The organism is Serratia sp. CY32780, assembly GCF_052169135.1.
GTDB classification, from domain to species: domain Bacteria; phylum Pseudomonadota; class Gammaproteobacteria; order Enterobacterales; family Enterobacteriaceae; genus Serratia; species Serratia sarumanii.
Genome location: NZ_JBJNLI010000001.1, coordinates 2,335,917 through 2,350,155 on the forward strand (window position 1 = coordinate 2,335,917; position 14,239 = coordinate 2,350,155).

General features: G+C 60.4%; 16 protein-coding genes. 7 read left to right on the forward strand and 9 right to left on the reverse strand.

Annotation, left to right across the window (positions count from 1 at the left end; translation table 11 throughout):
* Positions 1-335: 335 nt before the first annotated feature.
* Positions 336-608, forward strand: a complete 273-nt coding sequence (locus ACJ8HH_RS11335) for a hypothetical protein (RefSeq protein WP_039565339.1) — start codon at positions 336-338, stop codon at positions 606-608.
* Between the two features lie 62 nt (positions 609-670).
* Here ACJ8HH_RS11335 and ACJ8HH_RS11340 read toward each other — a convergent pair whose 3' ends face one another.
* The 3 genes from ACJ8HH_RS11340 to ACJ8HH_RS11350 form a co-directional block, all read right to left on the reverse strand.
* Complete coding sequence (locus ACJ8HH_RS11340) at positions 671-2,104, reverse strand: EmmdR/YeeO family multidrug/toxin efflux MATE transporter (protein WP_033653553.1); 1,434 nt, start codon at positions 2,102-2,104, stop codon at positions 671-673.
* A gap of 114 nt (positions 2,105-2,218) precedes the next feature.
* Entirely contained in the window at positions 2,219-2,617 is a 399-nt protein-coding gene (gene gspS, locus ACJ8HH_RS11345) for a type II secretion system pilot lipoprotein GspS (protein ID WP_033635132.1), read from the reverse strand.
* A 76-nt stretch (positions 2,618-2,693) separates the two neighbouring features.
* Positions 2,694-2,894, reverse strand: a complete 201-nt coding sequence (locus ACJ8HH_RS11350) for a hypothetical protein (RefSeq protein WP_015378375.1) — start codon at positions 2,892-2,894, stop codon at positions 2,694-2,696.
* Positions 2,895-3,111: 217 nt separating this feature from the next.
* Here ACJ8HH_RS11350 and ACJ8HH_RS11355 point away from each other — a divergent pair, with 217 nt between their 5' ends.
* Positions 3,112-3,546 (forward strand): DoxX family protein, encoded by a 435-nt coding sequence (locus tag ACJ8HH_RS11355; RefSeq protein ID WP_033635133.1) that lies wholly within the window; start codon positions 3,112-3,114, stop codon positions 3,544-3,546.
* A 47-nt stretch (positions 3,547-3,593) separates the two neighbouring features.
* Here the strand turns inward: ACJ8HH_RS11355 and ACJ8HH_RS11360 are convergent, their stop codons facing one another.
* The 3 genes from ACJ8HH_RS11360 to ACJ8HH_RS11370 form a co-directional block, all read right to left on the reverse strand.
* Positions 3,594-4,556 (reverse strand): hypothetical protein, encoded by a 963-nt coding sequence (locus tag ACJ8HH_RS11360; RefSeq protein ID WP_033635134.1) that lies wholly within the window; start codon positions 4,554-4,556, stop codon positions 3,594-3,596.
* A gap of 272 nt (positions 4,557-4,828) precedes the next feature.
* Positions 4,829-5,461 (reverse strand): DNA-binding protein, encoded by a 633-nt coding sequence (locus tag ACJ8HH_RS11365; RefSeq protein ID WP_039565325.1) that lies wholly within the window; start codon positions 5,459-5,461, stop codon positions 4,829-4,831.
* 135 nt (positions 5,462-5,596) lie between these two features.
* Positions 5,597-6,403 (reverse strand): IclR family transcriptional regulator domain-containing protein, encoded by an 807-nt coding sequence (locus ACJ8HH_RS11370; protein WP_033635136.1) that lies wholly within the window; start codon positions 6,401-6,403, stop codon positions 5,597-5,599.
* A 190-nt stretch (positions 6,404-6,593) separates the two neighbouring features.
* Between ACJ8HH_RS11370 and ACJ8HH_RS11375 the strand changes: the two genes are divergently transcribed.
* Genes ACJ8HH_RS11375 through pcaDC form a run of 5 tightly spaced genes read left to right on the forward strand, consistent with a single transcriptional unit; the run spans position 6,594 to position 11,658 of the window.
* Positions 6,594-7,283, forward strand: coding sequence for a 3-oxoacid CoA-transferase subunit A (locus ACJ8HH_RS11375; RefSeq protein WP_039565323.1), 690 nt, complete (start codon positions 6,594-6,596; stop codon positions 7,281-7,283).
* Positions 7,284-7,293: 10 nt separating this feature from the next.
* The gene (locus ACJ8HH_RS11380) at positions 7,294-7,947 is read left to right on the forward strand and encodes a 3-oxoacid CoA-transferase subunit B (protein ID WP_033647889.1); all 654 of its coding nucleotides are present in this window, start codon (positions 7,294-7,296) and stop codon (positions 7,945-7,947) included.
* A gap of 10 nt (positions 7,948-7,957) precedes the next feature.
* Positions 7,958-9,160 carry a 3-oxoadipyl-CoA thiolase gene (pcaF, locus tag ACJ8HH_RS11385; protein ID WP_060387995.1) on the forward strand — a complete coding sequence of 401 codons (1,203 nt, stop codon included), beginning with the start codon at positions 7,958-7,960 and terminating at the stop codon, positions 9,158-9,160.
* A gap of 3 nt (positions 9,161-9,163) precedes the next feature.
* The gene (gene pcaB / locus ACJ8HH_RS11390; protein WP_060387996.1) at positions 9,164-10,507 is read left to right on the forward strand and encodes a 3-carboxy-cis,cis-muconate cycloisomerase; all 1,344 of its coding nucleotides are present in this window, start codon (positions 9,164-9,166) and stop codon (positions 10,505-10,507) included.
* Positions 10,504-11,658 carry a bifunctional 3-oxoadipate enol-lactonase/4-carboxymuconolactone decarboxylase PcaDC gene (gene pcaDC, locus ACJ8HH_RS11395; protein ID WP_033647892.1) on the forward strand — a complete coding sequence of 385 codons (1,155 nt, stop codon included), beginning with the start codon at positions 10,504-10,506 and terminating at the stop codon, positions 11,656-11,658. Before pcaB ends, pcaDC begins: the two co-directional genes overlap by 4 nt.
* 9 nt (positions 11,659-11,667) lie before the next feature.
* Here pcaDC and ACJ8HH_RS11400 read toward each other — a convergent pair whose 3' ends face one another.
* The 3 genes from ACJ8HH_RS11400 to pcaH are packed head-to-tail and all read right to left on the reverse strand — an operon-like array spanning position 11,668 to position 14,016.
* A complete protein-coding gene (locus tag ACJ8HH_RS11400) occupies positions 11,668-12,600 on the reverse strand; it encodes a LysR substrate-binding domain-containing protein (protein WP_197766245.1) in 933 nt (310 codons plus the stop codon).
* Positions 12,601-12,658: 58 nt separating this feature from the next.
* Positions 12,659-13,279, reverse strand: coding sequence for a protocatechuate 3,4-dioxygenase subunit alpha (gene pcaG / locus ACJ8HH_RS11405; protein ID WP_033635143.1), 621 nt, complete (start codon positions 13,277-13,279; stop codon positions 12,659-12,661).
* A complete protein-coding gene (gene pcaH, locus ACJ8HH_RS11410) occupies positions 13,279-14,016 on the reverse strand; it encodes a protocatechuate 3,4-dioxygenase subunit beta (RefSeq protein WP_033647894.1) in 738 nt (245 codons plus the stop codon). Before pcaH ends, pcaG begins: the two co-directional genes overlap by 1 nt.
* Positions 14,017-14,239: the final 223 nt, after the last annotated feature.

Here is a 14,239-nt window from a genome sequence, read left to right on the forward strand (position 1 = left end):
CCACGACATTAACGATCGCCATTTTGCTATTTGCGTTATAATGCGCCGACAAAGAGAAGGAAGACTTAACGATCCGAACAGGTGAAAACCAGGCTCGGAAGTACACCATGGAGCAAAACAATGAAATACAGCCAATACACACAGCCGGCCGGGCCCCCGGCAACGGCATTCTCCATCCTGCCCCTTGCGCGCCGCCGGGTTATAGCGGCGAAAATATCAGGTTCAGACGGCCGTCCGGGAATAGCTCAGGAGCGTCTTGTCGGCAACCGGCACTATTCTCTGACCCATCTTTTACCGCTATATCAAAACTCACCTGAAGTTTAAGGGAGGCTTACATGGCAAAACGCATCTCAAAACAACAAGAATTGCAGAACCTGCAGCAACATTTACTCACGACGCTACACAACCTGTGCCCTTCAGCCATGGAAACGCCGCCGCCGCCGCCCGGCGAATGGCCCACCACACGCCAATTGGCCGAGTCCAACGACTTGACGATTTATCAGGCGCGCAATTTGCTGCTGAGCCTGGCGGGCAAGGGAAAAGTGCTGGTCACCCAAGGCCCTGTCAATAACTCACTGCGCTGGTATCCTTCGACTCACCACTCCTGACGACGCCATTTTCTTGCCGGCGGCCGTTCAATCGGCGCCGGCAGTTTCTCGATAATACACGGTCAACCTTTCCTCTCTCGCCTCATCCGCGGATATTTCCACAGCCAGCGCCCGCTGACCATGCGCCAATAGAACAAGGCGCCGCGCACCGCCCAATCAAGGAACATCCCCAACCAGACGCCCACCACGCCCATGCCCAGTTCAATGCCCAGCGCGTAGCCCGCCACCACGCGGCAACCCCACATGCCCAGCATCGTCACCCACATGGCAAAGCGGGCATCGCGCGCGCCTTTCAGCCCGGCAGGCAACACCCAGGAAGCGGCCCAGATCGGCATAAAGGCGGCGTTGAGCCAAATCAGGGTTTTCACCACCGATTTCACGTCATCCTGCGAGGTATAAAACGCGGCGAATACCCCGGCCAGCGGCGCCGTGCCCCAGGCGATGGCGGTTAGCCCAAGGGTAGACAGCCAGAAAATATGGCGCAGCTGCCGCTCCGCCTGGCCGATCTCGCCTTTGCCGAGCCGCCGGCCGACGATGATGGTCGAGGCCGATCCCAACGCGTTGCCCGGCAAGTTGATCAACGAAGCGATGGAGAAGGCGATGAAGTTACCGGCGATCACGTTGGTGCCCATGCCGGCGACGAACATCTGCGTCAACAGCTTGCCGCCGTTGAACAATACCGATTCAACGCTGGCGGGAATGCCGATCCCCAGCACTTCCCACAGGATGCTCATCTTCAGCGGCGTGAAATAGCTTTTCAGCGTGATGTGCAGCGCCGGGTTAAAACCGATCGCCAGCACATAGAGAATGGCGATGGCGCCGATATAGCGGGAAATCGTCAGCCCCAGCCCCGCGCCGACGAAGCCCAGCCCGTGCCAACCCAGCATGCCGTAAATCAGGATGCTGCTGATGATGATATTGAGGATATTCATGCCGCCATTGATCAGCAGCGGGATCTTGGTGTTGCCCGCGCCGCGCAGGGCGCCGCTGCCGATCAGCGCAATCGCCGCCGCCGGGTAGCTCCACACCGTGGTCTGCAGGTAAGAGAGCGCCAGCGCTTTCACTTCCGGCGAGGCCGCGCCGGCGATCACATCGATGATCGGTTCGCCCGCCAGATGAATGCCCGCCGCCAACAGCAGCGCCACGCCGGTCATCAAGACCAGCGACTGACGCGCCGCCGCCCGCGCGCGCCTGCGATCCCGCTTGCCGAGGCTGAAGGCCACCACCACGGTGGTGCCGAGATCCACCGCGGCAAAAAAGGCGATGATCACCATGTTGAAGCTGTCCGCCAGCCCCACCCCGGCCATCGCCTCTTTGCCGAGCCAGCTCACCAGAAAAGTGCTCAGCACCCCCATCAGCAGCACGCAGGCGTTCTCCAGGAAGATCGGCACCGCCAGCGGCGTGATCTCGCGCCAGAACAGCACGCGGTAGCTTTTCCGTTTGGCGTACCAGGGCGTATTTTCCACGCGCTGACGCAGGGCGGCATACAGGTTCAAGGTGGGCTCGGTGGATAAAAGTGAAACATCATTTCAAATGATGATCGATAAATCGTTATCCTGCAAAGAATTTTTGGGCGCCCGTGACGAGCGCCCGACAGGCTTGCCGCAACGCTACTCCATGTAGTCTTCCTGATCGGCCTGCGCCGCCGCGATAAAGCGCGCGGTGCTGCGGCTGAGCGTGGCGCATTTATCCGTCAGCAGCTGATTATCCTGTTGCAGAGCCAGATAGCGCGCCTGGGTGAGCGCCGGCAGCTGCCGATACCCTGCCGCATGCGTGTCCCAGCCGCGGTGCTGCGCCGTACGCATCGCGGTGCGCTGCAATTTCACATCGTCCGGCACTTCGCTGCGCCCGCACGCCACGCGCAGGAAATGCCCGCCGGCCAGCATCAGAGCGATGTGATCCAACTGCGCCTGCAGCGGCGGCGCCGGTTTATGCGCCGTCTGCTGACAACCCGCAAGCAGCAGCAACGCCACCGCGCCGCAAAGAGAAGTGCGAAACAGAGTAGACATGGGCGCTACCGGAAACCTGTGGGTGATGCAATGATCTTAGGTGAGCGGATGCCGGGCGGCAAGGCGGGCTACACGCTTAGCGCCGGCCGCTGCTGACCTTGGTGGCGCGGGCGGGGTTGCCGGCGACGAACTCCAGCGTGGGGGAATAGTAAAACGGCAGCCAGGCGTTATAGCCGCTCTCCCACTCCCATTTGACCGGGCAGGGCCACAGCATGTCTTCATGCAGGATGTAATAGATCCACCGCCCGGGCGGGCGGCGCGGTTTGCGCGTTTTCATAGCGGGTTCGACGGCCTGATGGAATGCGATAGGGTGAACTGCTGCATTTTACCGCGATTTGGGTCGCGGGGACAGCCTGCGTTGCCGTGCGCAATGCCCGCCGAACCTCGCCCGCTGATTCGGCGTAAAGCCCGCCGTTTTACTGATCCAGAACATCTTTCGCATTCACCTTGCTGATATATTGATTGAAAATCATTCCTATTCAGGAGGAAGGGTCATGGTTAAGTCACTGAATGCGGCATTCACGCGCCTTTTTGATCGCCCGGACGCCGGTAAGTTGGCGCTCAGACTGACCTTCGGCGGGCTGATGCTGTTTCACGGCGTGGCGAAAATTCAGCATGGCGTCGGCTGGATCGCCGATGCGTTACAACAACAGGGGCTGCCCGCCTTCATTGCCTATGGCGTGTATGTTGGGGAGATCCTGGCGCCGATACTGATCGTTTTGGGGCTGTTCACCCGCCCCGCCGCGCTGGTTTACGCCCTCACGCTGGTGGTGGCGTTTCTGATGGTGGGCACCGGCAAGGTGTTTACCGTCACCGACGTCGGCGCCTGGGGCATTGAAAACGAACTGGTGTTCTTTATGGGTGGGGTCGTCATCCTGCTGCTGGGCAGCGGGAAATACGCGATCGCGCGCAATGAAGCCTATCGGTAAGCGGCACTATAGAGGAGGTTCCTGATTCGAACCTCCTTTTTGCATGCCTAAGGTTTGGCAAGCAGCGTGTTCGCCATGAAAGACAGTAAGGCGGTCGATTGAGGGTAGGCTGCACGGTTCTCGGTGACCTCGCGATCAAACCGCCAGTTCATGATGTAAACCACAGGCGCATTGGGATATTGGTTAATAAAATCCCAATACAGTTGAATTTGCGCATGCAGTTGCTGGTCGTTCATTCCTAACGATGCCGTGGAAGGCGGTACCAACACCCACTTTTGTCCGGCTGCGCTTATCGGCGCCAGGCGGTTGTAGGTACTCCACATATCCGCCACCGACCAGTTGTAGTTATCCACCCCAACCCAATCGGGCGTGCTTTTTACGTTGGCCGGACACGCGGTCGCAGGCGCGCCCTGCTGTATTTCACGGATCCATTCGGCGTTGTTGGCATGCCGGTAGGACAAGATGGTGTAGATGGGGATCGCGACGCCATACTGCTGCATGGCCTGCCGCAGGGTGCAAACATAGCTTGAATATTGGTAAGCGTCGTATTTCCCCGCGGTCTGTAACGCGGGAACGTCGAACGGCTCATCGATAAAATAAATGGCGCCGGGCTTATGTTTGGCTTCGGCGATCTTTTTCACCGCCGTCCAAATGGCGTTCCAGGAACCCGCGGCCTGACAACTGCCGTTCGAGTCTGCGCCAGGGCAGATATCGATAAACGGCGATCCCGAGACCGCACCCGAACCAGCCTGAATGTTCACGGCGCAGGTGCCACCGGCGCAAACGGGCAGATTGAGGCTTGCCAACGTGTGCACCACGTTCAGATTGGTCATACTGAAGCCGGTGCCGGTAATCGCCTTAAGCGCCTCTGTGGCGCTGAAAGACGGCGTGGCAGTTTCATAAAAGTCCAGCCAGTCATAGCCGTAATACTTGATATTGGCGTTGGGGCCCGCCGCCAGAGCGTTGGCGCCGATCAGGCACCAGCACAGCAGTGCAAAACGTTTCAACATACTCTTCTCCTTCAAACCCTCGTCGATGTTAGCCAAAGGTGGGCGGCAAACGGCGCCGCCGACCGGAAACACCATCGTGGCACCGGCTATCGGCGGTGGCCCGTCGTTTGCGTTGTGCAGCGGCAGAACGAACACGGATCAGGTTTGAGGAATACGTCGCGTCGGTTTGCTTGCCGAGCGGCGAGGAGATGCGGGTAAAAAAGAACCTGGAAGAGCCAGGCAAAGCCCGGCGGGAATCAAGCTTTATAGTCTGAACCGCCGGCTATCGGCCATTAACTCTCGGCCTGGCGGTACACCGGGACCTTGCGCGTCGTGCCGGTCAGGGTGTCGAAGATCTCGGTTTCCGCCGTCACGATCGCCATGCCGGTTTTTCTTAGCCTGCGCACCTCGGCGGCAATGCGCTGGATGCCGAACCAGAACAATCCATCCAGCGCCGTTACCGGCAGCCCCTGCTCCAGCGCCAGCTTGAGCCGCTCACGCGGCGCTTTGAGCGCCTTGGCGATTTCCCGGTAAGGCAGCGCGTCCACGCCCGACGCCGAGGTTCGATGAATACGGGTCGACAGGCTGTACTGAAAAGCCTCCGGCACGCCGCTCAAATCGCTTTTCAGGCTGTAGACACAGCCGAAACGCTTGCCGTTGAACACCACATTTTTTTGACTGATCGACAGCTCATCGCGCAGGCCGGCGATCAACTGCGGCGCCCGCACCAGCAATAAGCGAAACGGCAATTCGAAACTGGTCACATAGTCCACGTTGAGCAACGCAATGCGCAGGCGCTCTTCCGCGCCCGCTTGCGTCTCGCGGCACTCGTTCAACACCTCGCTCCACTGGCGCGCAAGCCGCGGGGCCTCATCCAGCGGCGCGAAATGGTATTTCTCGATGTGATAGTCGATTTTCTCGTTCATGTCCGTTGGCCCCCGCGTCAGTCATCTTTGCCAACAGCAAATTACCTTACCCGCGGGCAACAGTACAACACCGCATGACTCACCTGGCGCGGTAAAAAACCGGCGTTAACTCCGGCAGGTACCCAAAGTTCAAGATTAATCGTGCAACAGCAGCGATATCTCTTCGGCGGCCGAGCGCAATAAAGGCAAGTGGTGCTGATACAAACGCTCTGCGGAAACCTGGCTGGCATGCACACCGACGTTCAACGCCGCGGCGATACGGCCGTCCGGCGTGGTGAGCGGCACCGCCAGTGAACGCAGGCCAATCTCCAGTTCCTGATCGTTGATGGCATATCCCTGCTGACGCACGCGCGCCAGCTCTTCCCGCAATGCGCTAACGCTCACCAGGGTATGGCTGGTGTAACGCAGTTGCGTCAGCCGCGCCAAATAGTCATTCAACGGCTCATTGGCGAGCCCGCTCAGCAGAACCCGCCCCATCGACGTCGTGCTGGCAGGTAAGCGACTGCCGACGTGCAAATCGATGGTCATGATCCGCGAAGTCGATGCGCGGGCGATATAAAGAATGTCATCACCGTCCAATATGGCCATGGAACAGGACTCATTGAGCGTCTGGCTGAGTTGCCTCAACACCGGTTGCGCGGCGTTGGCCAACGGCGAAGCCGCCAGCCAGTTATGGCCCAGCGACAAGACGCGCGGGCGCAGCTCATAATTCTTGCCGTCTTCCGCGTACACAAAGCCCAGCTTACTCAGGGTATAAAGGCAGCGGCGCACCGCCGCGCGCGGAATGCCGGTACGCTGGCTAATCTGCGATACCGACATCAGCCGCCGCTGCGGCGTAAAAGCCTGCAGGACTTCCAATCCTCGCGCCAAAGAGGCCATAAAGTCGGGATCCCCCTTCCAGGGATCGGTGCTGCTGCGCGTAATTTCCTGTCCTTTTTCCATTCTCGTTACCCCGCTGTCTGCCTGAAATTTCGGTGTGCCGACGATCACAGCCTGCGAACCTTTGTTAAACAATAGCCGATAATCGCACACTTTTTCGATAATCGGTATTGTTTGCCTGAAAGGGACGATCTACTTTTCCCATTGACGATAGACACTCCCCCCGGCGGGCATCGAACAAAAGGAACAACAGATGATCGATAAAAGTGTGGCCACCCTGGAAGATGCCGTGTCCATCATTCCGGACGGCGCGAGCATCATGATTGGCGGCTTTGGCCCCGCGGGACAGCCGCTGGAACTGATCGATGCGCTGATTGGACGCGGTGCCCGCGAGCTGACGGTAATCAGCAATAACGCCGGCAACGGCGACAGCGGCCTCGCGGCGCTGCTCAAGACCGGCTGTGTGCGAAAGATGATTTGCTCCTTCCCGCGCCAGGCCGATTCGTGGGTCTTTGACGATCTTTATCGCCGCGGCGCGATCGAACTGGAACTGGTGCCGCAGGGCAACCTCGCGGCCCGCATGCAGGCCGCCGGCAGCGGGTTGGGCGGCATTTTCACCCCAACCGCCTTTGGCACGCCGCTGGCGCAAGGCAAAGAAACGCGTGAAATCGACGGGCGTCATTACGTGTTTGAAACGCCCTTAAAGGCGGATTTCGCCTTGATAAAGGCCCATCGGGGTGACCGCTGGGGCAATCTGGTTTACCGCAAAGCGGCGCGTAATTTTGGCCCGGTGATGGCGATGGCCGCCGCCACGACGATAGCGCAGGTCGCTGAATTGGTGCCGTTGGGCGCACTGGATCCGGAAAACGTGATAACGCCGGGCATCTTCGTCCAGCGCCTGGTGGCGGTGGCGCGCCCCGCGACCTTTTCCCTCTCTGCCTGAGGAGTAGAACATGCAAAAATTAACCCGCGACCAATTAGCCCAACGGGTGGCGCGCGATATTCCGGAAGGCGCCTACGTCAACCTCGGAATCGGGCTGCCGACCCGCATCGCTAACTACCTGCCCGCCGACAAAGAAGTGATTCTGCACAGCGAAAACGGCCTGCTCGGCATGGGGCCGTCACCCGCGCCGGGCGAAGAAGATCCGGAACTCATCAACGCCGGCAAAGAGCTGGTGACCTTGCTGCCCGGCGGCAGTTATTTCCATCACGCCGACTCTTTTACCATGATGCGCGGCGGCCATCTCGATATCTGCGTGATGGGGGCGTATCAGGTTTCGGCTGCCGGCGATCTGGCCAACTGGAGCACCGGCGCCGAAGACGCGATCCCGGCGGTGGGCGGCGCCATGGATCTGGCCATCGGCGCGCGCAAAGTCTATGTGATGATGGACTACCTGACCAAGACCGGCGAATGCAAGCTGGTGGAACAGTGCAGCTACCCGTTGACCGGGTTGGCCTGCGTCAGCCGCATCTATTCGGATATGGCAATCATTGATATCACCCCGGACGGCCCGCAGGTGCTGGAGCTGTGTCCGGGGCTCACCTTTGACGCGCTGCAAGCGTTAACCCCGATACGTTTACTGCAATCTGACCTGATCCCCGCTTGAGGAAATCGCCATGCAACAGGCTTTAATCTGCGATGCCGTTCGTACGCCCTTTGGCCGTTACGGCGGCGCATTATCCGCGCTGCGCGCCGACGATTTGGCCGCTCTGCCCCTGAAGGCGCTGCTTGCCAGACTGCCACAGCTGGATCCCCAGGCCATTGATGACGTTATTCTGGGGTGCGCCAACCAGGCCGGTGAAGACAACCGCAACGTGGCGCGAATGGCGCTGCTGCTGGCCGGATTGCCGCACTCCGTGCCGGGCACCACCCTCAATCGCCTGTGCGGTTCGGGATTGGACGCGGTAGGGATGGCGTCGCGCGCCATTAAATGCGGCGAAGCGGAGGTCATCATCGCGGGCGGCGTGGAAAGCATGTCGCGCGCGCCCTTTGTCACCGGCAAAGCGGACAGCGCCTTCAGCCGATCGCTGAAAATGGAAGATACGACGATGGGATGGCGCTTTATCAACCCGCAAATGCGCGCTCAGTTCGGTGTCGAAACCATGCCTGAAACCGCCGAAAATGTGGCTCGCGAATTCGCCGTCAGCCGCGCCGATCAAGACGCCTTTGCATTGCGCAGCCAACAACGCACCGCCCGCGCTCAGGAGCTGGGCCTGTTTGATGAGGAACTGATCGCCGTCAGCATTCCGCAACGCAAAGGCGAACCGCTCAGCATGGTTCGCGACGAACATCCCCGCAGCACCTCTTTGGCCGCGCTGTCCGCACTGAAGGGCGTCGTACACGCCGAGGGGAGCGTCACCGCCGGCAACGCCTCGGGCATCAACGACGGGGCCAGCGCCCTGCTCATTGCCAGCGAACGCGCGGCGGTGCAGTATGGACTCGCCCCGCTGGCGCGGGTGGTCGCCATGTCCGCCTGCGGCGTAGAGCCGCGCATCATGGGTTACGGGCCGGTTCCCGCGGTCCGCAAGGTACTGGCGCAAACCGGTTTGAGCCTGGCGCAAATGGACGTCATCGAGTTGAATGAAGCCTTTGCCGCCCAGGCGCTGGCCGTGACGCGCGCCCTGGGGTTACCGGATGATGCGGAACAGGTCAACCCTAACGGCGGCGCCATCGCGCTGGGCCATCCTCTGGGCGCATCCGGCGGCAGGCTGGCCATGACCGCCGCTTATCAGCTGCGTCGCACCGGCGGGCGCTTTGCCCTGTGCACCATGTGCGTAGGTGTTGGGCAGGGCGTCGCCTTGATTCTGGAACGGATATAACCAATGTCACTCTATAGCGCAATGTTTATGACGTCGCCATTAACGCCCTGCTTCAGCGATACGGCCCTGCTACAGGGCATGCTCGATTTCGAAGCCGGCCTGGCGCAAGCCCTGGCATCTGCAGGGATTATCGATGACGAGTCGGCTCGAATCATACGCAGCCACTGCCGGGCGGAAAAACTCGACGCCGCCGCACTGGCGCAGTCCGCCGGATTGGCGGGCAACTTAGCGATTCCGCTCGTCAAACAGTTGACGGCGCTGGTGGCTCAACGCTCGCCGGATGCGGCACGTTTCGTTCACTGGGGGGCAACCAGTCAGGATGCGATTGACAGCGGGCTGGTGCTGCAACTGCGCAGCGCGCTCAGCCAAACCGACACGCTGCTCAATCAGCTGATTGCGGCGCTGACGGCGCAATGTCGGCGCCATAGCGCAACGTTAATGGTCGGCCGCACCTGGCTGCAACACGCGTTACCCACGACGCTGGGGCTGAAGTTGGCCGGCACGCTGGACGCCTTGCTGCGCTTTCGGGTTCGTCTGGCTGAAATGCGGCCACGCGTGCTGGCGCTGCAATTCGGCGGTGCCGCCGGCACGCTCGCCTCGTTCGGCGAGCAGGGAGAACGCGTCGAGCAGGCGCTGGCGGAAGCGCTGGCGCTGCCGCGCAGCGCCACGCCGTGGCATACCCAACGCGACCGGTTGCTGGAACTGGCCGGCTGGTATGCCGGACTCACGGGCACGCTCGGCAAGCTGGCGCGTGACATGTCGCTGTTGATGCAAACCGAGGTCGCTGAAATCAGCGAACCTTCAGCCCCGGGTCGCGGCGGCTCCTCCACCATGCCGCATAAGCGCAATCCGGTACTCTGCGCCGCCATCCTCAGCGCGGCTAACCGCTTGCCTGCGCTGATGGCGGGATTGTATGCCGGCCAGGTGCAAGAGCACGAACGCGCGCTGGGAGGCTGGCAGGCCGAGTGGCAAAGCCTGCCGCAGCTCCTGGTGCTGAGCGGAGCGGCAATGGCGCAAAGCCTTGACCTCGTTAACGGCCTGGAGGTGCATGAAGCGGCGATGCGGCGCAATCTGGCGCTGACGCAGGGGCAGATCATGGCTGAATCGGTTTCCCTGGCCTTAGCCCCGCTTCTCGGCAGCCAGCAGGCGCACCAGCATATCGCGCAATGTTGCCGCCAGGCTCAGGCAACGCAGCAATCCCTGTTAACCCTGCTGTGCGCCGATGCGGAAGTCTCTTCCCGACTCAGCCGGGAAGCTCTGGAGACGTTGCTCGATCCGGCCAATGCCACAGGCAGCGCACAGCGTTTCATTCAACAAGTTCTGGCATCGGCCGAAAAGGAGCAATGATGTTGAATTATGTCCTGGAAGGGCCCGAAAACGCCCCGGTCATTCTGTTCAGCAACTCGCTGGGGACGTCATTGGCAATGTGGCAACCGCAGCGCGACGCGCTCATCTCCCACTATCGCATTCTGCGCTACGACGTTGCCGGCCACGGCGCATCGCCGCCCGGTGAACAACCCGGATCGCTGGCGCTGCTGGGCAGACAGGTGCTGTCATTGCTGGACGCTCTGGCGATTGAGCGCGTCCATTTTTGCGGTATCTCCATGGGGGGGTTAACGGGATTATGGCTGGCGCGTTTTCATCCCGAGCGCTTGCTGACGTTGACCATCGCCAATAGCGCAGCAAAAATTGGAACGGCGGCGAATTGGCGACAACGCGCCGCGCAAGTGCGTCAGTCGGGGATGTCCGCCGTCAGCGATGGCGCAGCATCACGCTGGTTCACGCCGGCATTTTGCCAATCCGCCCCCGCCAGGGTGCAAGCATTATTGAATCAGCTGACGGCCTGCGATCCCAACAGCTATGCCGCTTGCTGCGAAGCATTGGCAAACGCCGATTTACGCGCCGAGCTGGAAGGGATCCTCGTGCCGACGCTGATTATCGCCGGACATGACGACGCGGTAACCACCGTCGATGATGCCAAAGCGTTAGTGGCGGGCATTCCCGGCGCTCAATGCGTCATCTTGCCCGCCTCTCACCTTTCCAGCGTCGAGGCCTGGCGGGCATTCAATCGCACTTTCCGGGCCTTTTTGGATGAACAGCTCACGCAGCGGCAACGCTATCAGCAAGGCATGACGGTGCGCAGAGCCGTATTGGGCGATGAGCATGTCGATAATACCCTCGCGGCGCTGTCGCCGTTCAACGAGGAATTTCAACATTTCATCACTCGCTACGCCTGGGGGGAAATATGGACGCGTCCGGGTCTGTCGCGCCATACCCGCAGCCTGATCACCATCGCGATGTTGATCGCCTTGAATCGCGAAGCTGAACTGAAAATGCATATACGAGCCGCCTTCAACAACGGCGTCACGCGCGAAGAGCTCAAAGAAGTCCTGATGCATGCGGCGCTTTACTGCGGCCTGCCCGCCTCGAACGCCGCCTTTCATTTGGCGCAATCCGTCTTTGCCGAACACGATGCCGGGCAGCCGCCGGCCGAATAGAACAGCCGTTTATACCGGCACATCCAGTACTCTCTGACGCAGCGCTGCGACCAGGCGCTGCTGCTCAGGGGGCGTGAACGCCTCTTGCCGGGTAATGATGCCCAACGGTTCTGCCATTCCCTGAGTAGGCAACGGCAGCGCGCGCAGGTGATTGCCGAACAGATCGTCGCGCACCGCGCCGTAAGGCACCAGCCAAACATAGCCATACTGCAACGTCAGGCAACGCGCCAGCGTGACCGACAAGGTCTCGACGCAGCCTTCCGGCACGGCCAGCCCGTGGCTGACAATGAGCGCCTCCGCATTCTGGCGCGGTACGGTCCCACGCGGTGAGAGCACCAATGGCCAACTCAGGGCCTCCGCCAGCGAGACATCCGAATGCAGCAGCGGATGATGGGGGGAAACCACCAGCCGCAGCGTTTCATGATACAGCAGCTCGAAATTGAGCCCCTCCATGCGAGAGGGGTCTGACATACGCCCTATCCCTAAGGTTAATTGCCCGGATCTCACCGCCATCATCAGCGCATCGTTGGCCAGCGTCGAAACCTGCATGCGCCAACCTGGCGATTGCTGCTGCAACCCCACCACGACCGGCGCGACCAAACTCACCAGCGTGGTGGGCAGCGCCCCGATATGCAGCGGCGCCGGCAGCGCCTCGCTGTCCGATGCGACCGTACGCCCCAACACATTCAGCGCATCCAAAACGCGCCCCGCATCCTGCAGGAAACGCGCCCCGGCGGCGGTCAGCTCTGCCCCCTGCCGGCTGCGCGAAAACAGGCGCTCGCCGGCCAGGCTTTCCAGTTCATTGAGCGTTTTGGAGAGGGCGGGCTGCGTGATGCCCAATTGCTGTGCGGCGCGCACCAGCGTCCCCTGCTGCGAGGTAGCGACAAAGGCGTGCAGATGACGCAGGCGGATGCGTTGGCTAAAGCGAGAAGTCATGTTCATGATTTATAGTATTAACTTGCCGCCGACGCGGCAAGCTCATTCACAGGGCGAACGGAGGTCAAATATCAAAAAAAACGGTCTCGTTCTCGCCCTGTAGCCAGATATCGAAATGGTATACCGTCTGATCACCGCGCTGCCGCCTTTGCGCCAATAACGTGCCGCGCCGTTTCTCCCATTCAATGAGGTTCAACACCGGATCTTCAGCGTTCGCCGCCTGCTCGTCGGCGAAGTAAAGACGCGTGTTCAACCCGATGTTGATGCCGCGGGCCACGATCCATAAATTGAGATGAGGCGCCATCAGCCGGCCGTCGCGCCCCATCACTCTGCCCGGTTTAATCGTCTCAAATTGCCACAGGCCGCTGGTGAAATCCGAACAGGTTCGCCCCCAGCCGCGAAAAGCGGGGTCGTCGGGTTTATCTCGTTGGCCGTCGGCGGGATGCTGATATCGCCCGGCGGCGTTGGCCTGCCAGACTTCAACCAGCGCGTCTCGCACCGGCGTGCCGGTACCGTCATAAACATGCCCTTCCACCACGATGCGTTCCCCGCGCGTTTCCGGTTGCGTCAACACATGGGTGAAATTACGCTCAAAAATGTCAAAACCGGCGGCATGCGGCGCCAAACCGATGTGCACATAAGGGCCGGCGGTTTGCGAGGCCGTTTCAGACAAATACTTTTTCATCACGCGGCTCCCTGTGTACGGTTCTCAAACCACGTGGCCCGATGGCCGCGCAGCACCAGATCGAAGCGGTAGGCCAGGCTGTCCAGCGGCACGGCGGCGTGCATATCCAGCTCGGCAATCAGCGTGCGCATCGCATCGTCGCTGCCTACCGACTGCAAGATGGGGCAACGAACGAGCAACGGATCGCCTTCGAAATACATCTGCGTGATCAACCGCTGCGCGAACGCCTCGCCGGAGAGCGAGAAGTGAATATGCGCCGGACGCCAGTCGCTGACCTGATTGCGCCAGGGGTACGGGCCCGGCTTGATGGTGCGAAAACAGTAATACCCGTTGTCGTCGGTCAGCATCCTGCCGCAGCCGCCAAAATTGGGATCGATAGGCGCCAGATACTGATCCTTCTTGTGACGATAGCGCCCTCCCGCATTGGCCTGCCATACCTCGACCAGGGCGTTGCGCACCGGCGCCCCGAAGGCATCGCGCACATATCCATGCACGATGATCCGCTCGCCGATCGGTAAGCCGTCTTTGGCGTAGTTCAGAATCAGATCGTGATCAATCGGGCCGATATCCGTTGGCGTGAACACGGGTGCGGTCAGTTCAGACAGCGAGTTTTGCAATGAAATTAATGCATTGCGCGGCGATCGCAGCACGCTGGTTTTATACAGCGGCGCCAGCGCAGGCGGGTGATGGCTGTAATCGCGATGCACCAGTTCTCGCGCCATCCAATCACTTTTCATCCCGGTATCCTTATTATTTGAGGGTACATGTCGACAGAGTGTAGGAAGCGCAATATGTAAAAGTAAAGTGAGAAAACCGATCGCTTTATATAACCAAAAGTCATGGAATGTTCTGAATTGACGAAACATTTCATTTGGTCCATAACAGGTTTCAATTCCCGTCGGTGGTCCGCCTCGCTACTGAATGGTCGCTTTCAGGTCATCCATGACCGCTTAACTGGAG